18 protein-coding genes are annotated in these 18898 nt (G+C 36.3%); 7 read left to right on the top strand and 11 right to left on the bottom strand.

Annotation, left to right across the window (positions count from 1 at the left end; genetic code table 11):
- Nucleotides 1-2: 2 nt before the first annotated feature.
- Nucleotides 3-1034 (top strand): glycosyltransferase family 9 protein, encoded by a 1032-nt coding sequence (locus KFO40_RS14300; protein ID WP_055235779.1) that lies wholly within the window; start codon nt 3-5, stop codon nt 1032-1034.
- A gap of 59 nt (nt 1035-1093) precedes the next feature.
- On the top strand, nt 1094-2170 hold the full coding sequence (locus KFO40_RS14295; RefSeq protein ID WP_055235778.1) for a glycosyltransferase family 4 protein: 1077 nt from the start codon (nt 1094-1096) through the stop codon (nt 2168-2170).
- Here KFO40_RS14295 and KFO40_RS14290 read toward each other — a convergent pair.
- Entirely contained in the window at nt 2153-3211 is a 1059-nt protein-coding gene (locus KFO40_RS14290; RefSeq protein ID WP_055235777.1) for a glycosyltransferase family 9 protein, read from the bottom strand. The two genes, KFO40_RS14295 and KFO40_RS14290, sit on opposite strands and share 18 nt — an antisense overlap.
- Before the next feature lie 231 nt (nt 3212-3442).
- Here KFO40_RS14290 and KFO40_RS14285 point away from each other — a divergent pair, with 231 nt between their 5' ends.
- On the top strand, nt 3443-4354 hold the full coding sequence (locus KFO40_RS14285; RefSeq protein WP_049701601.1) for a lipopolysaccharide kinase InaA family protein: 912 nt from the start codon (nt 3443-3445) through the stop codon (nt 4352-4354).
- Here the strand turns inward: KFO40_RS14285 and KFO40_RS14280 are convergent, their stop codons facing one another.
- The 7 genes from KFO40_RS14280 to KFO40_RS14250 all read right to left on the bottom strand — a co-directional run bounded on the left by KFO40_RS14280 (nt 4355) and on the right by KFO40_RS14250 (nt 11154).
- Nucleotides 4355-5167 carry an FkbM family methyltransferase gene (locus tag KFO40_RS14280; RefSeq protein WP_138343107.1) on the bottom strand — a complete coding sequence of 271 codons (813 nt, stop codon included), beginning with the start codon at nt 5165-5167 and terminating at the stop codon, nt 4355-4357.
- On the bottom strand, nt 5164-6297 hold the full coding sequence (locus KFO40_RS14275) for a glycosyltransferase family 4 protein (RefSeq protein WP_151936321.1): 1134 nt from the start codon (nt 6295-6297) through the stop codon (nt 5164-5166). Before KFO40_RS14275 ends, KFO40_RS14280 begins: the two co-directional genes overlap by 4 nt.
- A gap of 29 nt (nt 6298-6326) precedes the next feature.
- Complete coding sequence (locus KFO40_RS14270) at nt 6327-7139, bottom strand: phosphorylcholine transferase LicD (protein WP_004315562.1); 813 nt, start codon at nt 7137-7139, stop codon at nt 6327-6329.
- A gap of 16 nt (nt 7140-7155) precedes the next feature.
- Entirely contained in the window at nt 7156-7887 is a 732-nt protein-coding gene (locus tag KFO40_RS14265) for an NTP transferase domain-containing protein (RefSeq protein ID WP_151936322.1), read from the bottom strand.
- Nucleotides 7884-8933, bottom strand: coding sequence for a pyridoxal phosphate-dependent aminotransferase (locus KFO40_RS14260; protein ID WP_004315564.1), 1050 nt, complete (start codon nt 8931-8933; stop codon nt 7884-7886). Before KFO40_RS14260 ends, KFO40_RS14265 begins: the two co-directional genes overlap by 4 nt.
- Before the next feature lies 1 nt (nt 8934).
- Nucleotides 8935-9744, bottom strand: coding sequence for a glycosyltransferase family 2 protein (locus KFO40_RS14255; RefSeq protein WP_149953124.1), 810 nt, complete (start codon nt 9742-9744; stop codon nt 8935-8937).
- 420 nt (nt 9745-10164) lie between these two features.
- Complete coding sequence (locus KFO40_RS14250; RefSeq protein WP_149953127.1) at nt 10165-11154, bottom strand: glycosyltransferase family 2 protein; 990 nt, start codon at nt 11152-11154, stop codon at nt 10165-10167.
- A gap of 291 nt (nt 11155-11445) precedes the next feature.
- On the opposite strand from KFO40_RS14250, the gene KFO40_RS14245 reads away from it, so the two are divergent.
- A complete protein-coding gene (locus KFO40_RS14245) occupies nt 11446-12450 on the top strand; it encodes a glycosyltransferase (RefSeq protein WP_149953130.1) in 1005 nt (334 codons plus the stop codon).
- 17 nt (nt 12451-12467) lie between these two features.
- On the opposite strand, the gene KFO40_RS14240 is transcribed toward KFO40_RS14245, so the two are convergent.
- Nucleotides 12468-13385 (bottom strand): glycosyltransferase family 2 protein, encoded by a 918-nt coding sequence (locus tag KFO40_RS14240; RefSeq protein WP_004315569.1) that lies wholly within the window; start codon nt 13383-13385, stop codon nt 12468-12470.
- A gap of 276 nt (nt 13386-13661) precedes the next feature.
- Between KFO40_RS14240 and KFO40_RS14235 the strand changes: the two genes are divergently transcribed.
- From KFO40_RS14235 to KFO40_RS14225, 3 genes are read left to right on the top strand one after another with little or no spacing between them, the layout of a single operon-like run.
- Nucleotides 13662-14642: a glycosyltransferase family 2 protein gene (locus KFO40_RS14235; protein WP_008016446.1), complete on the top strand. Its 981-nt coding sequence runs from the start codon at nt 13662-13664 to the stop codon at nt 14640-14642.
- A gap of 11 nt (nt 14643-14653) precedes the next feature.
- Nucleotides 14654-15628 (top strand): glycosyltransferase family 2 protein, encoded by a 975-nt coding sequence (locus KFO40_RS14230; RefSeq protein ID WP_008016447.1) that lies wholly within the window; start codon nt 14654-14656, stop codon nt 15626-15628.
- Nucleotides 15629-15688: 60 nt separating this feature from the next.
- A complete protein-coding gene (locus KFO40_RS14225; protein ID WP_004315574.1) occupies nt 15689-16600 on the top strand; it encodes an alpha-1,2-fucosyltransferase in 912 nt (303 codons plus the stop codon).
- A gap of 20 nt (nt 16601-16620) precedes the next feature.
- On the opposite strand, the gene KFO40_RS14220 is transcribed toward KFO40_RS14225, so the two are convergent.
- Nucleotides 16621-17412 carry a family 6 glucosyltransferase gene (locus KFO40_RS14220; protein WP_004315576.1) on the bottom strand — a complete coding sequence of 264 codons (792 nt, stop codon included), beginning with the start codon at nt 17410-17412 and terminating at the stop codon, nt 16621-16623.
- 151 nt (nt 17413-17563) lie between these two features.
- On the bottom strand, nt 17564-18562 hold the full coding sequence (locus tag KFO40_RS14215; protein WP_008770442.1) for a glycosyltransferase: 999 nt from the start codon (nt 18560-18562) through the stop codon (nt 17564-17566).
- Nucleotides 18563-18898: the final 336 nt, after the last annotated feature.

The raw sequence follows: 18898 nt of genomic DNA, 5'->3' as shown, positions 1-18898 counted from the left end.
GAATGGCGCGTATTCTCATTATTCGTTTTTCAGCTCTTGGCGATGTAGCCATGACAATACCGGTAATACATTCGCTGGCTGTGCAATACCCGCAGCACGAAATAACAGTGTTAAGTCGTGCTGTATGGCAGCCGCTCTTTCAGGGGCTGCCTACGAATGTAGGTTTTGTCGGAGCTGACTTAACAGGTAAACACAAGGGGCTTTGGGGCTTGAATAGCCTCTATTCGGAGTTGAAGGCGATGCATTTTGATTACATTGCAGATTTTCATCATGTGCTTCGTTCCAAATATTTATGTCTGCGATTCCGTCTTGCCAATAAACCGGTAGCTTCCATATGTAAAGGAAGGGCCGGTAAAAAGAAACTGGTTCGTCGTCATGATAAGGTGATGGAGAATCAGAAGAGTTCTTTTCGCCGTTATGCCGATGTGCTTGAGAAGCTAGGTTTACCGGTTTTATTAAATTTCTCTTCTATTTATGGCGAAGGAAAAGGTAATTTTGCAGAGATAGAGCCAGTCACAGGACCTAAAGAAAATCAAAAATGGATTGGTATAGCTCCTTTTGCCAAACACAGAGGTAAGATTTATCCGTTAGAGTTGCAAGAGCAGGTTATAGCACATTTTGCGGCTAACCCACAAGTGAAAGTGTTTCTTTTTGGAGGCGGCAAAAATGAGCAGGAAGTGTTTGACGCATGGATTGCTAAATATCCTTCTGTTGTTTCAATGATCGGTAAACTGAATATGCGTACCGAGCTGAACCTGATGAGCCATTTGGATGTGATGCTTTCAATGGATTCTGCCAATATGCATTTGGCGTCCTTGGTCAATATTCCGGTTGTTTCTATTTGGGGGGCCACTCATCCTTATGCTGGTTTTATGGGCTGGAAGCAATTGCCGGTTAATACCGTGCAACTTGATTTGTCATGCCGTCCCTGCTCTGTATATGGACAGAAGCCTTGCTGGCGTGGTGATTATGCCTGTTTAAGAGATATAAAGCCGGAACAGGTTATTGCAAAAATAGAAGGGATTGTAGGTTGATATTCGCAGGAATTCAATTTAGTTGTTTTTGAGCCGAAAGAGCGTAGAATCAAATAATGATGGAAAAAGAGATACAACGAAAGAAAAAGGTACTGATAGATCTTACGAATTATGGTAGTCTAACAGCTGGTTTCGGACAGATTGCGGCCAACTATGCGGCCGCTTTTTCGTCTATGCCGATAGAGGATCTTCATTTTGTATATTTGTTGAGACAGAAATATATGCAGGAATTTGGCCCGAATGTGACTTCTGTTCCGGTACGTCGTATCAATAAGTTTTTCCCTTTTACTCTTCCTAAAGTAGATGTATGGCATGCGGTGAATCAGCAGCGGAAGTTGTTGCGTATTGCCGGTGGTACAAAGTTTATCTTTACTATACATGACTTTAATTTCTTAACGGAGAAAAAGCCTTGGAAGGCTAAAATGTATCTTCGTCGGATGCAGAATAAGGTCAATAAGGCAGCAGTAGTCACAACGATTTCTCATTATGTCGCAGATGTCATTCGTCAACATATAGATTTGAAGGGGAAAGAGATCCGGGTCATCTATAATGGGGTGGAGAGGATCGATATGTTGGAAGGAACCCAGCCGTCTTTTGCGACGGGACGTCCTTTCTTTTTTACGATTGGACAGATCCGTAGGAAAAAGAATTTCCATCTCCTGGTTGACGTAATGCGCCATTTCCCGGAATATGATTTGTATATTTGTGGAGATGCCCATTTCGCTTATGCTGAAGAAGTGCGTAATCTGATTCGTGAGAAGCAAGTCACTAATGTGTTTTTGACAGATGTAATCACTCAAAGTGAAAAGATATGGTTGTATCGGAGCTGTGAGGCGTTCCTGTTTCCTAGTGAAGGAGAGGGTTTTGGACTCCCTGTGGTGGAAGCTATGCAGTTTGGAAAGGCTGTATTTGCTGCTAATCGCACTAGTTTGCCGGAAGTTTGTAATGGACATGCCATCATGTGGGAACATTTGGATACAGAATCTATGGTGCAAAGTATCCGGGAACATTTGCCTGATTTCTATAAAGATGAGGAACGCTTGACCAGAATGAAAGAACATGCAGCTTCATTCAGTTACGAGAAGCATATACAAGCTTATCTTGATTTATATCGCGAGTTAGCTCAATTGTCTTAATGTCGAAGTTAATTGATCGTATACCTTTTCCGGGGTAATTGATGCGAAACGTTCTTCATAAGTTAATGTTGCTTGTTGTTCCGGCGGAAGAATATCGTCGGGACTAATACCTCGGGCAAGTACGGAATTTGCAGGTAACCACATTGATTTAGAGGCGCTTGGTGAATAAATAGCGAATGAAGGAATTTCGAGGGCTTGCGCAATGTGTCGGGCTCCTCCTTCGTTTCCGAAATAAAACGAGCAGTTGGCGCAAAGTGCTGCCAGTTGTCGTAATGAAGAGGCTTGTATATCAATCTTGATGCGTTCCGGACATCCCAATTCCTTGTAGATATTTCTTGCATCTTCTTCTTCATACCCCGGTGCATAGTTGAAGATCATTTGTATGTCCTTGTATTCTTCCAATATTCTTTTAAGTGTGGTTATCATAAACTCCGTATTCCATTTTTTATGGAGGAGCTTGGTGGTGACTCCTATTAGGAATACAGGGCGCGCGAAATCTATCCCCTCCTTTTCCATATAATATCGAAAGTCTTTTTTCTCCTGGTCAGTGAGGTATAACCTGAATTCTTTTGTATATTGAATAGGCCTGATTTTCTCTAATGGTGCTGCAAGCAATAGGTTGCGTTCTACCATATCACTTGTTAGGCTGTTGCTGTAAGTGTCTGTTCGATAATTTAATAGAAAACGTGTGTATCCCTTGATACGCCCTATCCGGAAAGGGGTTTTTAATGAAAAAAGAGAGAAAAAAAGAGTCCGGATCGTAGAACGCATATCGATGATGGCATCGTATTTGTTTTGGTGCGTCACTTGCCATACTTTTTTTATATAAGCAGTGAATGGTTTATTCTCATTCTTGTCAAATGTAATAACCTTATCTATGTCCGGGTGACCCTCATAGAGCGATGCTATATTTTTATTCAGCACAAAGTGTATTTCTGCATCGGGAAAACTTTTTTTCAGCGTACTGCACAATGCAACAGCCAGAATAGAGTCCCCTATTTGTCTAAATCGAATAATCAGAATTTTTTTGATTGGTTTCATGCTTGACTTCTTTATGCTTTTTATCGTGCAAACATAGCTAAAAAAAAGCATTTATGTCTAAATATAAATGAAAAGAAAAAAGAAAAAACGACTAAAGTTGTTCGCAACAGTACTTATATGTATAGAGAGTTAGCCAATCTTTGTGAGAAAAGAAAAAAATATAGTCGGAATATGCCTTAATTTCTTTATCTTTGCTCCATCTTTGTAATTAGTATTATATAGGAGAGTGTAATGAGAGTGATTGTAAATCCCAAGTACGCGCATCTGCAGAAGGAGATAGAAGAAATTCCAAGGTCCTTCCAGGAAAAAGGAGATGTGGTGTACGATGGGCGTAATGTTTTAAAACGAATTGGCTTAGGCAGCATTGATGTTGTGGTGAAGAGCTTTAAGAAGCCTCACATCATCAATCGTGTTGTATATTCGTTTTTCCGGCAATCAAAAGCAGAGCGTTCCTATATTTACTCTATGGAAATTCAACAACATGGCTTTGACACTCCGGAGCCAGTTGCTATGATCGAACAATTCCAGAGTGGCCTTCTTTCACATAGCTATTACATTTGTTGTTATGATGGTGGCGAAACAGTCCGTTCCCTGATGGATGGGAAAGTGGAAGGAAATGAAGATAAACTTTCTGCTTTTGCGCGCTACACGGCTGCTTTGCATCAGGCAGGTATCCTGCATTTGGACTATTCGCCCGGCAATATATTGATCCATCAGAATGATGCGAATGAATATAGTTTTTCCCTGGTCGACGTGAATCGCATGCAGTTGCTATCGGATATTGATTGTGATACTGTGTGCCGTAATATGTGTCGTTTATGCATCTCTCGTGAAGTGCTGACTTATATAATGACAGAATACGCTTCTTTGAGGGGATGGGATGTAGAATCTACTGTTAGTCTGGCTCTTCGTTATAGCGATCAGTTCTTTACTCATTATATTTATCGTCGTGCGGCACGAAAAGAAAAAGAAAGGCATATCGTATCCCTGATTTTATTCTTCCGTTTGTACCGTTCTGTGCGTAAGTTCTTTTCTTGGGAACCGCATATCTCACGTTTCTTATTGAAAAAAGAAAAGCACATTTATGATACATACTTGTGTAAGTATGACTATTGCGAATTGCTTTCTGCTGATTATCAATGATTAACTCTTACTTCCGCGCATGACTACACTGCGGATTTTATGCCTGAAAAAACCTTTCTGGTTGGTATATGTGCAGTTATTCTTATCCAAAAATGCAGAAATGACTGCTTCGTCATCATGTAGATGGTATGTGCAAATTGCAAAATCCAACTTCTGGCAATTCTGAAATAAGTTCTTGCATCCGGCCAATGCATGCCGTTCAGCTCCTTCGATATCCATTTTTAGAAACAGATGCTCATCCGTTTGATTGTTGAAGAAGTCATCCAGGGTTTGTTCTCTTGAAGAGTTATGGTCGCTTACATACTTTTGGACAATCGTAACTTTATCTTGCCATGGCTCAAAGGTCGCTCTGATGGCCTCTAGCCATTGTTCGTCCTGCTCAAACAAGTAAACATGTTTGGCTTCATCGATGATTTCCAATGAAGAATATCCTTCGGCGCAACCAACATCCACAAATACCTTTCCTGTCACTTCTTTAACGCTGTTGAAGTAATGGTGCGGTGAACGCCTGTCTTGTTCCATGCTCAAAGCCCTGTAATATTTTTGAATTTTCCTGGCCGGAGTGCTCTTTCTGAAATAGAGCCGTTTCTCTTCTTTTTGAACATAGTATAAACCTTTCTCCTCGTCTTTCTGTACGTCAACGGGCATATTTGCATATTCATCTTTGAATTCATACAGGTGTCTTGAATATCCATGTTCTTTAATATATTCATAGTATTTCAGATAAGGAGAGCCGGGCTTATATCCTTTCATGAAATAATATGGGAGAGTGCCATATATAAATTTCTTTATTGTGTGTTTAAGTATGTTCATCTCATTAATTTCTTGTAGATGTTTAAGATCTCTTCCGCTTGCTTTTCTTCAGAGAATCTTTTGGCAAATATTTGCCCTTTTTCAATCATTACTTTCTTTCTTTCAGGGTCAGAGTATATCTGTTTGAAAGCATTGGCCATTCCTTTGATATCATCGGGATGTATATAGATCGAGTCGGGACCTCCGGCTTCTTCCAGGCAAGAACCTGTTGCGGCTACTACCGGAATTCCGGAATATAAAGCTTCTATGATGGGGATGCCAAAGCCTTCAAAGCGTGAAGGATATACAAAAATTTCAGCTAGCTGATAAAAAGTCGGCAGATCATCAAAAGGAACATTGCTGACGATGTGCACTCTTTCTTCCAGCTTATTCTCCTTAATAAAACGTTCAATCTTATCAGTGTATTCTGTATGGCGTCCTACAATGACAAGATGAATTTGTTCAGGAAGCATCGTCAGTGCTTGTACCGCCGAAAGGGCATTCTTTCGTTCTTCAATACTTCCTACGTTGAGGATATAGTGCTCCGGTAGCTGATATTTAGCTCGAACTTCTCTTTTTTTCTCTTCTGTTACAGGGTGCGTGAATGAAGTATCACATCCCTGATAAACAACTTCTATCTTATCGGCAGGAATCCCGAAATACTCAATAATATCACGTTTGGTACATTCGCTGATAGCAATGATTCTATCCGCATTTTCGCAGGCTTTGCGGAATTTGTATGTGTATATATTCCTGTCGATCGAATGGTAGTATTGTGGGTATCGCAGAAATATCAGATCGTGGATCGTCACGATACTTTTTACCTCACTTTTATGGATATTCAGGGGCAATTCATTGCTAAGTCCGTGAAAAATATCAATTCTTTCTTTTTCCAATTGGCGGGTGACTCCCAACACTCGCCATAACGAGCTTAACTTTTTCCAGAAAGAAGTAGTGGGATAAGAAAGCTGTAGTTGCCGATATTGCTTCGTTAATTTGTTCAGCCTTTTATTTTCCCGTTTCTTGGGGGCATACAATACATATTCATTCTCCGGATAGAATTGGCATAGAATATCCACTATATAGCGGCTATAATTACCCAAACCGGTGAAATTCTGTACTGCACGTTTTCCGTCAAAACCTATTCTCATTTCTACTTCTTACCTTTATGTGATTATAGTTAGACTTCAAATTCCCGATAAGGTTTATTCAGGTCTAAATAATGGAAATTGTGTTGTCTTTGCCCACTTTGTTTAGGTATGGTCATGTAATCTCCGTATTTCTGTGACAGATAGGCATCATATTTCTGTACTCCCCATACTTCTTCATCTTCAAATAAGACTGGAGTAGGGATGCCCAGAATATCTTTAGACATGATTCCTTTCATTCCGTCATCATAATCACAGACCAATGCGGATTGGTCGAAATCATACTTTTTCATTACTTTCCTGATACTTTCCTGTGCTCCGGTAAGGGTAAAAAGCTTTCTGCATAATAGCGGTATCCATGAACTGGGACCTTTTCCATGCTTGTATGGATCGCGATGAATCAGATAAAGTACACGTTTGTAGAATTCGTACTTTGCAAAATGCATTCTTTGCGCCATGCGGCTCTCCGGAACTCCGTCCAGTGGGAATATATCAATATATACGCCTCCCAAATATTTGAGATGCATACGTTCAATTAGAGTGGTGTCGGCATCCTGTACTTTTGCGAATGGAAGAGGATATTCCTTGTCGTTTTCAGCACATACAGCTTCGTATGGTTTCGGCAACCATTCTTTGGCATTAGCCATTAATAAATCATAATCAGCTCTTGGCATACCGATATCCAGATCATCATCCCAAGGGATAAATCCTTTGTGGCGGACGGCTCCCAGCATGGTGCCTGCCATGATGTAATATCGCAGATTATGTTCTTTGCAAACTTTGTCAACAGCTAATAAATTCTTTAATATGCGAAGCTGTAGAGGGCGGATATCGTAATTTGCCATTTCTATCTGAATTTGATTAATAAAGACTGGCTGGAATCAGTTTCTGTGCCTGTTGAAAGTCCTCTACGGTGTCCAGTTCGGCCGAGAAGAACTCGGTGGTATCCATGACGTAAAAGCTATATCCTTGCGGAATCAGTCGCTCAAAAGCCCGTTCGTAGAATATATTGTCCAGTCCTTCAGTGGTAATCATAATGTCCAGTTCCCGAAATAGAGCTTTGGTGTATTCTGCTGACATCTTTTCGATACCGATAGACTCTCCGATAGCATCGGATATAGAACAGACTTTGCTGATTTCAACAACCTTTTGTGCGTCGTCTACGATGACTTTTATTTCTTCCGCTCCAAGCTCATGACGATTCAGTGCCAATATGTCGTTTTTATCCGAATGAAGCAGTTTTTCTACAATTTGAGGATCAAAAACAATGTCGCTGTCTAATAACAATATTTCTTCCCCGTCTGTATATGGTCGGGTAAGCCATAATGAATAGATATTGTTGGTTGATTCATATCTGTCATTATAGATGAAAGTAATATTTTGGACTGGATAACGTGTCTGCAGAAAATCAACGATTTGTTGCTGGCGATACCCCGTGACGATAATGAATTCGTCGAATCCATTTTGTATCAGAGCATCAAAAGCTCTTTCCAGTAGACATCGTTCTCCTATCTTGAGGAGGCATTTGGGCGTTGTATCGGTCAGCGGGCGTAAGCGTGATGCTATTCCTGCGGCTAATATTACTGCTTTCATTTGGATGCGATTTCTTTAATTGTGTCTATAACGATCCGGTTCTGCTCTGGGCGTCCCAATGTGATACGCAAATGAGTGTTGATATCCGGTTCATTCATAAACTTCACTTTATAACTTTGTTCGGCAAAAGCCTTTTGTAAAGCCTCTTTTAGCTCTATCGGGTATTTGATTAAAATGAAATTGGCAACCGATTCATATACTTTGAATCCGGGTAATACGCCAATTTCCTTTTCGTAACGCTCACGGTCTTCGTTCATCAGTTTGGCGATGTTGCGGTAGTGTGCGTCCGATTTAAGAGCTGCAATGGCGATATCTTCGGATATTCGGTTGTATCCCAGATATTTATTGCTGTATCTGCTGAATTTTTCCAATTCCTTACTCATAAATCCGAATCCCATACGTAAACCGGGCAATCCATAAAACTTGGATAAAGTACGGGAAATAATCAAATTCTGATATTTATTAACCAGTTTTTTGATATAACTGGTATCAGTTGAAACAAAAGAAGCGTATGCCTCGTCTATCAGTACCACTGTTTGGCTGGGTACTTCTGCAAGCAGTTCATCCAGTTCTTTCGGAGTTAAACCATTGCCGGTAGGGTTATTGGGAGAAGCCAGTAAAAGAATCTTCGGATTCTCTTTCTGAATCATATCTTTCAGCGTCTCAAAGTCATATTTAAAGGTGTTTCCGTCTTCGTAAAGAGGATATTGCAAAGTATGACCATTCACCTCATCTGCAATTGACTTATAATACCACCATGAGAACTTGGGAATCAACATCGTTTTGTTTCCATCTTCTTGAGTCAGGAAGTAATGAACGGCTTGCTTCAGGATATCTTCTCCGCCGTATCCCAATAAAACTTGAGTTTCATCTATATCGTATAGTTCGGACAAGAAAACGGATAATATACTTTTCTTTCCTTCATCATAAATGCGGGTATAAAAACAAAGTTTATTTATATCGAAGTTTTTTAAAGCCTCTACTACTTCTTTTGATGGACTGTAGTTAAATTCGTTTCGATCTAAAAAGTTCAAATTCTTTTCCATATTAGTTTTGTATGATTCCTTTATCGCACCAGGTTAGTTTCCTGACTTTCGTTTCGTTCAAAATACTGCGGTTGTTATTTAAATTATCCGTTCCATGTAGTTCGTGATGGAGGTGGAACACAATTCCCGCAAATTTGATGGTACGCTTGCGTACACCGTTATTGATGAGGCGGCATACTAATTCATGATCTTCGCTTCCCCATCCGGTAATAGCTTCATTATATCCATTAACTTTTAATAAGTCCTCTTTCCAGAAAGCCATATTACATCCTCTGGAATATGAAATATCCCATTGTCGATAATGTTGAAGTAGCGGACTCAACCAAGGTAAATGCACTCCGTTGATTGTGTTTTTAGTACCTTTGTCGTGAATGGAAATTATGCAGTTTTTTTCCGCTAACATTTTTTTTGTTAAACCTTCCCGGATTAATACACGGCTACCGGTTACGAAACTACCTTTTTGGGCAAAACGTGCATGATCTTTGACGAAATCTTTGTGTAAGACGATATCTCCGTCAATTTGTATAATATATTCTTTAGATGCTTTTGCAATAGCTTTGTTGCGGATGGAGGCTAGTCTGAAGCCTAGATCCTCATGCCAGACATGAATAATGGGAACTTCGGAGGAAGCAGCCAATTGATGAATTAGTTCTCTTGTGTCTTCCTTGGAACCATCATCTGCAATGATAATTTCATCCGGAAGGAGAGATTGACGTAGCACGCTTTTAACGCATATTTCTAATGCGTCGCTTCTATTATAGGTGGATATAATTAGCGATGTACTTATGTTGCTCGCCATTGGTTTATTCATATAATTATTACTAAGTTAGTTAAATAGTTAAGGGGGCTTGCACTAAAATTCTACAAATGTATACATTTTATTTGGTTGTGACAAGCGTTGAGAGCTTTTTCAAGGTAGCTGCATCAGATTTTATGATTCTTTTTTCTGTTCTGGAATTAATAAGTATACATACAAGTTCGTTATCTTTGTGTCCCAGGCGAGTCACCTTTTCATTATAACCATTGGATTTGTATAAATCTTCTTTCCAAAAGGCCGTATAACATTCTATTATATGTAAAATATCATTAGCAATACTTCTCTTGTAAATGACTAAGAATAAAAGGGGACTTCTCCCGTGTTCTTAGGAAATATAGAACTGAAAAATTTGTAAATGAAAATGATATTTTCTGAGAAACCTATAGTGTACTATTTGTTGATAGTTTTTCCCGTTTAAACTCTGCTCTTTTTGTATTTATGACTTTTAATTAGATATTGAATGTTAAAGGGCAGTTTTAGGAATAAAAAACGTTTTATAGATTTGAATGTTAGTCGAGTTTCTAAAATAGGAGGGAGACAGTTTTGAGAGAGTCTTGCTAATCCTTTTATTAAGTCAACCCTTTTAATGTTCGAGTACATCGCTGGTAGGTATCGATGATAAATTTCAAATAAATAATATAGGTTTATTTCTTTTTGAAGATGTTTACTAAGATTGTTGTCTGCTTGTATCAATCTCCTGATTTCACTAAAAACTATGGTAAGATCATTTAGATGCTTCAAAGTGTAGCCTTGTTCCATATTTGTAATAGAATCTTCTCTCTTGCAATTATAAAGATATGTTGTTTGGCTGGTTAAGGTAAATGATCTGGTATTTAAAGCGAGCATGGCATGCATTACTATGTCTTCGTGGTACACATGTTCCAAAAAATGAATATGAAATTCTCTTAAAAAAGAAAGATTATATAATTTATTCCATGTAGTTACCCATATATCATTTTTTTCTTCATAAAAGTATTGAGCCATACATAATTTACCTTTTCGTGTTATATTAGGGTAATTAGTAATTTTGAGTGAATTTTCATTCTCATCAATTTGATTGATTCCAGCTGCAACAAAGTCTACTTTTTCTTGTGAAATAATATTATATAAAGTCTCAATGCAATCAGGAACAATGGCGTCGTCGCTATCCATAAAGTATAGATATTTCCCTTGAGCAGATTCAATTGCTGTGTTTCTCGTTCCTCCCAAACCGAGATTTTTTTTATGTGTAATTATACGGATACAGTTACCTCTAGGATGTGTGTGTTTAAGTTGGTAGACTATATTCATGCTGTTATCATGCCCTAAATCGTCTACTATCAAAATCTCTAAGTTTTGATAGGTTTGGTTTAATGCGGATAATAAGGCGCGTTCAATGTATTGTTCTACATTATAAATAGGCATTGAGAGAGTTATTAGGCACATACTTTTCTTTAATCATTATAACAAAATAATATTAGGTGATTACAAAGTTACTTTAATATTTGTAATGATGAAAGTTATTTCGTTTTTTATTGATTTCTTATCTCGAGCTTGCCTTGTATAGAAAAGAATAATTTCATTAGAATAAAACTTTGGATTATTTTCATTACCTTTGTTCAGAATATTATGTTTGTCTAAATAATGGGACTGATGTAAATTCTGCAATTCCTCTATTGTTTAAGACTATTGTTCTTTAATTTAAATTTTAATAATATGGTATATATTATTTGTTATGATTGGCCTTCAACATCTGGAAATCATACAGGAATGAGGTATCTTTATGAATATATTCAAAAAAGAAATCCTGAATTATATAAAATGTATACTTTTAATATGGGTAGGCGTTTTTTGGATAAGGGAAAAAGGGGGAAGAAAATCTCTGTGTTTTTTACGGCACTTAAATTAGCAATGACATATAAATCAGGAGATAAATTTATTCTTACTGAATATTTACATAGAGATTCGTATCAAATATTGTTTGCAAAAATAATACGCTTTATACGTCCTAAAGCACCTGTATATGCTATGGTGCATCTTGTTCCTGAAAAATTGGAAAGGCGATATTCAAAAGCACAAATAAAGAAGAGTTCACGATTTGTTACAGAAATTGTAACATTGGGAAGTAGTTTGACATGCTATCTTAATAATTTAGGAATAGAGAATGTTTATACTTCATTTCATTATGTCGATAATAATTATTATACTCCTTCTGCAAACCTTTATAACAGAAGTGATGATGTCAAAGTGATAGTAATGGGTGCCTTGGCGCGTGACTTTGAACAGATCGCTTATATTGTTTCAAGACTTCCGCAAATTCATTTTTATATATGCAAAGGGCGAGAAAATATTGATTATTTGTTTTCAGGTTTAAAGAATGTAACATTGGTGGGGTATGTTCCGGAGGCGGAACTAAAGCATTATATGAATGATTCTGATATTTCATTAAATGTGATGAAGGATACTATTGGAAGTAATGTAATTTGTACTTCAATGGCAACAGGATTGGCGATGGTGGTTAGTGATGTTGGGTCTATACGGGACTATTGCGATGAGACCAATGCATGTTTTTGTTCTTCTCCCGATGATTTTATAGAGAAAATTATGATCTTAGCAAATGATCGAGAGTTGCTCAATTCGTTAAAAAAAATGTCTTTGAAAAAAGCACAGCAGTTTTCTATCGATAATTATTGTGCTAGCTTGTCATCTTTATTGAAATAATTGGAGAGTATAGTCGTTTACAGTTTCTTCCAAACATGATGAACTAAAACTTGCAAAGACACATTTAGTGTGAGTTTTCTTAGAGCATTGCATAAACGTAAAAGGTCGTGTAAGCTAAAGTCGTTCTTTAGCGAATGCTGTAAGAATTTATATATATAACGTTTGATCGCTTTTTTGAATTTTCTTTCATTAAGGTGAGAATGGTAGTTTATGCCAATCCATTCTATGAAAAGTATTGTTGCTCTAATCTTTTCTTTATTGAAATGAGTGGAGTTTGATATATTCTCTCCTTCGGCATTTCTCCAACTGACGGGATTGCCTGGTAAAGATATGATTCCTCCTGTAAAATCTGCAAATTTAGCCCATGTCGCATCATCGGTGCACCAAGCCAAAGGGAACTTTATAAATCCTCCCGTTTGTTCCCATACTGCTCGGCTAAATACATACTCACAGGCGGCAGAACTAATTTTTCCAGATAATTTGTCCAATAGGAATTCATATCCAGAAGTTAAATTGGTTTTAAAAGGAGGGTTTTTATACTTTAGTTTACCATGCTCGTCAACAACTTCTAAAGGGAAACGGAATATATATTTTCCTTCAGAATGTTTTTGTGCGGCTTGAATTATACGTGCTACTCCGTCAAAGGGCATTAAGTCGTCATCTGAAAAAAGCCATATAAGTTCTTCTTCTGACAATGATATGCATCGTTCCCAATGACCGGGTAGGTCTTTTTTGCCCATGTTTTGCTCAAAACGATGATATATAATGTCAAACTTGTTCTTGTAATGATCTACTATGGTCTTTAATGGGTAGGGACTTGCGTCATCACCAATGTATACGGTAAACTCGTGGCTGTTTTGTTTAGCGATAGAATCAAGTGTTTCTTGTAAAAAACGTGCTTTATAAGCTGGTATGATAATTGCTAATTTTTTCATTTTATTGCTATCAATTAGGTTTTGCAAATATACACATTCGGTTTGTTTAAATATTGTATTTGCAAACTTTTGTGATGGAAAACTATACTAGCAAGTTGCTGATTGCAAAATAATCCATAGAATTTTCTCTTTTGATTTTTCAGATTACATGTATGTATTGTTAATAATAACTAATTGCAAGCGTGAAATTCTGCTCTATTTGTAAACAATCTCTTTTTAGATACTTCCTATGGATATTATTCCTTACTTTTGCAAGTAGAAAATGAATATTCAAATATGGAATCTCAATACTCGGTTAGCGTTATCATCCCTGTTCATAATACAGCTCCGTATTTGCGACGTTGTATAGAGTCTGTACGTAATCAGACGTTGAAAGATATAGAAATTATATTAGTGGATAATTTGTCGACCGACGATTCTCCTTCTATTTGTAATGAATATGCTAATATTGATTCTAGAGTAAAAGTGCTGCATCTTGATGAGGCAGGTTTGTCCATAGCTCGTAATGCAGGAATTGAAATAGCGACTGCTCCATATATTGGGTTTATAGATAGCGATGATTATATTGAACCGACAATGTATGAAAACATGTTGTCAGCCATGCTACAGAACAAAGTTTATATGGTATATTGCAACTTTTGCTTTGAGTATGAAGATGGCCGTATAGAACAAATGTATCCTAATACAGATAATGTGTATGTACGTACTAGTCAAGATGTTCAGCGGGATATTATTTTTGAGAAGGTAAGTAGTTCAGCTTGTACCAAACTTTTTGATAAGATTTTTTTTGATTCTTATCGCTTTCCTATAGGTATGTTTTTTGAGGATCATGCGACTATTTATCGCTGGATAAGTATTTGTGATAAAATAGTTTGGATTGATGCTGCTTATTATCATTATATACAGAGAGGTGATAGTATTTGCCATACAATCAATTCTATAAAACGTTATCATTATTTCTTGGCTGAATATTCAAGATTGGAGTTTGCAAAGGAGCGGCGATTGTTTGAAGGTAGAGATTGGTGTGATGCCGTCAATGTGATTGTGGAAAATTGCTTTAATCATTTTCAAGAGTTTATGACGGATCCTAATCATCAATTGTATCCTGTTGAAATTAAAGATATGAGGAATAAGTTGAGTAGATGGCGTTTTTTATCAAGAAAAGAATTGTCTTCTAAATATTATAAACGATTACGTAAGATAACTTATTTTTGGTCGATTTATTATTGGACTCACTTTGCCAAGAAAAAGAATTAAAAAATGACATGATGGAAAAAGAATCCCCTTTAGTTTCGGTTATTATTCCTGTTTATAATGCGCACAATTCGATAGCTAAAACGTTGCAGAGTGTTATTAATCAAACGTATACTAATCTTGAAATTGTTGTAGTGAATGATGGAAGTACAGATGAAAGTTTAGATATAATAAAGACGTATGCGGTTGAAGATCCCCGGATTGTTGTATTTGATAAACAAAACGAGGGATTAGTGCAGGCGCGTAAATCGGGTATAGATATTGCTACTGGCAAATATATCCAATATTTAGATAGTGATGATATTATGCATGAGGATGCAATAACTAGACTGGTTAATAAAGCAGAGGAAACGCAAGCGGATATGGTAGTGGCCCCTTTTATGTTTTGCTATGATGGAGAGTCTCATAAATCAACTTTTTTTAATTTTGTAGAGTTGTCAGGCGTGGAGTTTTTGAAAAATATTCTTTTAAAAAAGGCTTATTGGTGTGTATGGTCAAAATTTCATCTTCGATCATTATATCAGAATGAGATAGAAAGACCGGATATATCATTTGGTGAAGATGTCGTTCTTTCCACACAATTATTGTTATACTTACAAAAAGTCGTTTCAGTTGATTATATAATCATTGACTATAATTTTACCAATACGTCAATGTCACATCCTGCGAATTTTGATGATAAAAAGTATGGAGACTTTGTGAATTATACAATATGGATTGAAAATTATATTGATAAAAAAGGGTTGGGGGAAGAGATGAAGGAAGCACTTGCTCATTTCCATCTTGAAAATGCTTTTAGAAGAATTTATTGGAAACGTTTTGCTGGTATTAGGAAGGATATGAAACGGCTTGTTAATGAAATGGAATCCTATCCTTGTTTAATAAATAACTTGTCAAAAAGAGAACGTAAGATTGTGAATGCTTATAGAGTATCAGGTTTCTGGGGAGATTTGAAACTTAGATATTATAATATGCGCCATAAACTGTAATGTGTTCAGATAAATTAAGACGTTGAGAGCGGTATAGTTGATAAAATAAGATATAAAGAAATGAGTATTATTAGAAAGTGGCAAAGAAGTTGTTACAAAAGAATGTTGAAGGCTCACTTAGTTACTCCTAAGGTTGTAGTGTTGATGGATGGTGGTATTTGTTCTCAAATGCTCCAATATTTGTTGGGAGAATTTTTTAGAAAGCGTGGATGTAAGGTTGTGTATGATCTATCCTTTTATAAGGAATGGGGAAGTGACATGGATTATAAATTTGCTCGCAATTTTGATTTGTTGAAAGTGTTTCCTTATTTGGGGTTAACAATTGCAACAGAGTTCGAAATCTCCTATTATAAGAGACATTTTTACTATGTTGGGAATAATACATCGGAATGGATAGATGATTTTTCATTTTTGGAAAAAAATCCCCCTATTTATCTAGGTGGATATTATCATTTGCCGATAAATATTTGGGTACCCGCATTTATGTCTACTTATAGAATCTCATCTGAAATATTTGATGAGGGTAGCAAAATGTTAATGTCAGAAATAAAACAGAATATCAATCCTGTAGCAGTGCATGTTCGACGGGGTGATTTAAGTGTTGAAGTTCGAGCGTATGGGAAGCCTGCTTCTTTGAGCTATTTTAAAAGGGCTGTTGATTATATGGAAAAAGAGACTGTTACGCCTTTTTTTTACTTCTTCTCAGATGAGCCGGAATGGGTGGCATCAGAACTTATTCCCTATCTTGAATTTGCAAATGAGAATTATAAGGTGGTGGATATAAATGGTTCAGATAAGGGGTATATGGATTTGTTTTTGATAGCTTATTGCAAACATCAGATAACAAGTAAAGGTACTTTGGGAAAGTATGGTGCTTTATTGAGAGATAGTTCAGATAAAATAGTGATTCTTTGTGATGATAAAGTTGAATATCAGTGGAAAGGAGTTTTCTATAATTCTATATTTCTATAATATAGAGGCAAATTGACCGACTAATCGGCTAATTTAATTTTTTGGCAGATTAGCTTAATCTTTACCCATAAAGAATTTTTTCTTCGCAAGAATTCGTGTCCGCCATATTCAGGCTTGTTTTTGTCTCGAATGAGAATAATTGGTTTAAAGGGAAGGGACCAGCCTTCGGGGTATAGATATGCGGGCGGCAATGTAATGGCTGGTGGATTATCTAAGAAATATTTATTGATAAGGGATTCATCGTGCCAAATTGGTATTATATGGTTTGCGGCATCCTTGTCAACCCATGAACAAATTGTTGTACAGAGCTGCAGATAGGATTCTGTACATCCACCCGAAAGGCCTCCTGCATAATAATATAGACCTTTCCCTTCTGGAATATAGGCGGTAGAAGCAACTCTTCGTTCGTATGTAAATTCTGAGTTGGGTTTATTGTAGAATCCAGGATGTATAGTTCCTAGTAATCCATTGCTATTCGAGGATGGTAGCATTTCTTTACCAATTGGACAGGTGAATAACAGATTAGCATTGAAGAAAAATAGATAGTCGGTTTCTCGCTCCAATTGTTCCTTGATGCGAAGGAATGTATGGAAACGTTTTAATGTATTGTCAGGCCATCCTAAATTCTTTTGTTTGATCCGGTGAATATGCTCATTATTTTCTTCGTCGTATAGTTGCGGACTATCAGTAAATACATAATACTCGATAATGAAAGATTGGTCTTGCATAAAATAACGTTCTGCGCTTAGATAAAAGTCTTTCCAAAAAATGTCATATTTGCCAGTACAGATATATAATATACCAATTCTCATTTTATTTATTGTTTTGATTCATATTATTGGCAAATATATAAAGATTTATTTTATATTATTTGTTTGAGGTGTTTTTATTTTCTGTGAATTACCGGTAGCAGGAGCTTTTAGACCTTCGGTTTTGTCTATTTGAGAGTGTTATTTATATTGATTATACTAAAAATAAAGCAGTAAGTAGTAGAATTGCTAATAGTATAGAGATACTTACGAATATTGAGTATAAACGTTTGTATTTTCTGTATTTGGGTTTATAGTTTGGTTTTTGTGCAAGGGCTATTAAAGGTTTTTTATATAGGTCAAGGATGTATTGTAAATGATAGCATAACCATTGGTCTTGCTTTTGACCTAGGTAATTAAAAAAGAGAATAAAATAGTATATATACCCTGCATAGCCTTGACTGTTATTGTCAAATATAGTCCGAAAGAATGATTCTCTGGTGTCAAATCCTGCTTCTTCGAGGTTGCTGCATGGTTTCATTCCATGAAAATGGATAAGCTTAGCATTCCCATTAATTCCCCAGTACGGTTTCCAGTTATATTCAATAGGTAAAATTTCCATGTCATTAAAACACAGCTCGTTTAAGTACCCTTGATCAAAAAGTCCTGAAGTAGATCTTTGTCTTTTTTTCATCATCTCTACAAATTGCTGATATTTGATTCTCATACCTTGGATATTCATGACTAATATTCCAGCATTGAAATAACTCATTCTTTTTGTATCGCGTTCAAATTCGGGAGCAGCAGCTAAATAAGCAGGATGAGGTAGATCTTTCAGTAATATATCATCATTAAAGATTATGTCCATATCGGTGTATAATACATATTCGTCTTCTTTTTCTATTATAGGAATCTCCATTCTCATGAATGTGCCGAATATTCGACTATATTCTATATCTTTTCCTAGTTCTGTTTCCATCCATTCGTGAGAATATATTTCCATTAGTTCCTTTTTATATGGTAATTCATGGATGATGATCTCAACTTTAAAATCTTTTAGTAAGTTGTAAACAGGATCGCCAATTTTACCATCATATAGGCAAATTAATCGAAGAGATGTGTTTTTACGAGCACTAATTAAGGTTACCTTTAACATGTTAAAGTAATCTTTTCTGTTGACAATAGAGTCTGTCAAACAAATATAGCATTTCATAATTTATAGAATATATAAAATAATTTATACTAATATATTTCGCAAAGCTATCATAACTGTAAGTTATACAATAGTCCTTGCCAAACTGTTAGAATTGTATTGTACCTTACAAAAATAAGCAAAAAAAACTTTTACTAAGACGTTTTGATAAATAATTGTGATATGTTAGGATTTTCTTTCCTGAAGAATTGAATTCGAAGAGTTAAAGGTGGATGATCTATATTTATCTGTTAGCTTTGGAAGTCTGGAGTTTTTCATTTTTTTTAATCTAAGTTTGTCCTTACAGGATTTTATCCTTAGTTTTGTGAACTATTTTTTTATGAATTAGATATATTC

The sequence above is a fragment of the Bacteroides sp. 1001302B_160321_D4 genome (genome assembly GCF_015667765.1).
Lineage (GTDB): Bacteria > Bacteroidota > Bacteroidia > Bacteroidales > Bacteroidaceae > Bacteroides > Bacteroides xylanisolvens.
Note: the sequence above shows the minus strand (reverse complement) of the source record. Positions and strands in the feature narration are given on the sequence as shown.

Bases quoted from the DNA above. Each gene is read 5' to 3' on its own strand.
- KFO40_RS14260 (WP_004315564.1), bottom strand. From the start codon at position 8,933: ATGGAAAAGAATTTGAACTTTTTAGATCGAAACGAATTTAACTACAGT.
- KFO40_RS14255 (WP_149953124.1), bottom strand. From the start codon at position 9,744: ATGAATAAACCAATGGCGAGCAACATAAGTACATCGCTAATTATATCC.
- KFO40_RS14240 (WP_004315569.1), bottom strand. From the start codon at position 13,385: ATGAAAAAATTAGCAATTATCATACCAGCTTATAAAGCACGTTTTTTA.
- KFO40_RS14265 (WP_151936322.1), bottom strand. From the start codon at position 7,887: ATGAAAGCAGTAATATTAGCCGCAGGAATAGCATCACGCTTACGCCCG.
- KFO40_RS14235 (WP_008016446.1), top strand. From the start codon at position 13,662: ATGGAATCTCAATACTCGGTTAGCGTTATCATCCCTGTTCATAATACA.
- KFO40_RS14215 (WP_008770442.1), bottom strand. From the start codon at position 18,562: ATGAAATGCTATATTTGTTTGACAGACTCTATTGTCAACAGAAAAGAT.
- KFO40_RS14220 (WP_004315576.1), bottom strand. From the start codon at position 17,412: ATGAGAATTGGTATATTATATATCTGTACTGGCAAATATGACATTTTT.
- KFO40_RS14250 (WP_149953127.1), bottom strand. From the start codon at position 11,154: ATGCCTATTTATAATGTAGAACAATACATTGAACGCGCCTTATTATCC.
- KFO40_RS14225 (WP_004315574.1), top strand. From the start codon at position 15,689: ATGAGTATTATTAGAAAGTGGCAAAGAAGTTGTTACAAAAGAATGTTG.
- KFO40_RS14295 (WP_055235778.1), top strand. From the start codon at position 1,094: ATGGAAAAAGAGATACAACGAAAGAAAAAGGTACTGATAGATCTTACG.
- KFO40_RS14280 (WP_138343107.1), bottom strand. From the start codon at position 5,167: ATGAACATACTTAAACACACAATAAAGAAATTTATATATGGCACTCTC.
- KFO40_RS14245 (WP_149953130.1), top strand. From the start codon at position 11,446: ATGGTATATATTATTTGTTATGATTGGCCTTCAACATCTGGAAATCAT.
- KFO40_RS14290 (WP_055235777.1), bottom strand. From the start codon at position 3,211: ATGAAACCAATCAAAAAAATTCTGATTATTCGATTTAGACAAATAGGG.
- KFO40_RS14270 (WP_004315562.1), bottom strand. From the start codon at position 7,139: ATGGCAAATTACGATATCCGCCCTCTACAGCTTCGCATATTAAAGAAT.
- KFO40_RS14230 (WP_008016447.1), top strand. From the start codon at position 14,654: ATGGAAAAAGAATCCCCTTTAGTTTCGGTTATTATTCCTGTTTATAAT.
- KFO40_RS14275 (WP_151936321.1), bottom strand. From the start codon at position 6,297: ATGAGAATAGGTTTTGACGGAAAACGTGCAGTACAGAATTTCACCGGT.
- KFO40_RS14300 (WP_055235779.1), top strand. From the start codon at position 3: ATGGCGCGTATTCTCATTATTCGTTTTTCAGCTCTTGGCGATGTAGCC.
- KFO40_RS14285 (WP_049701601.1), top strand. From the start codon at position 3,443: ATGAGAGTGATTGTAAATCCCAAGTACGCGCATCTGCAGAAGGAGATA.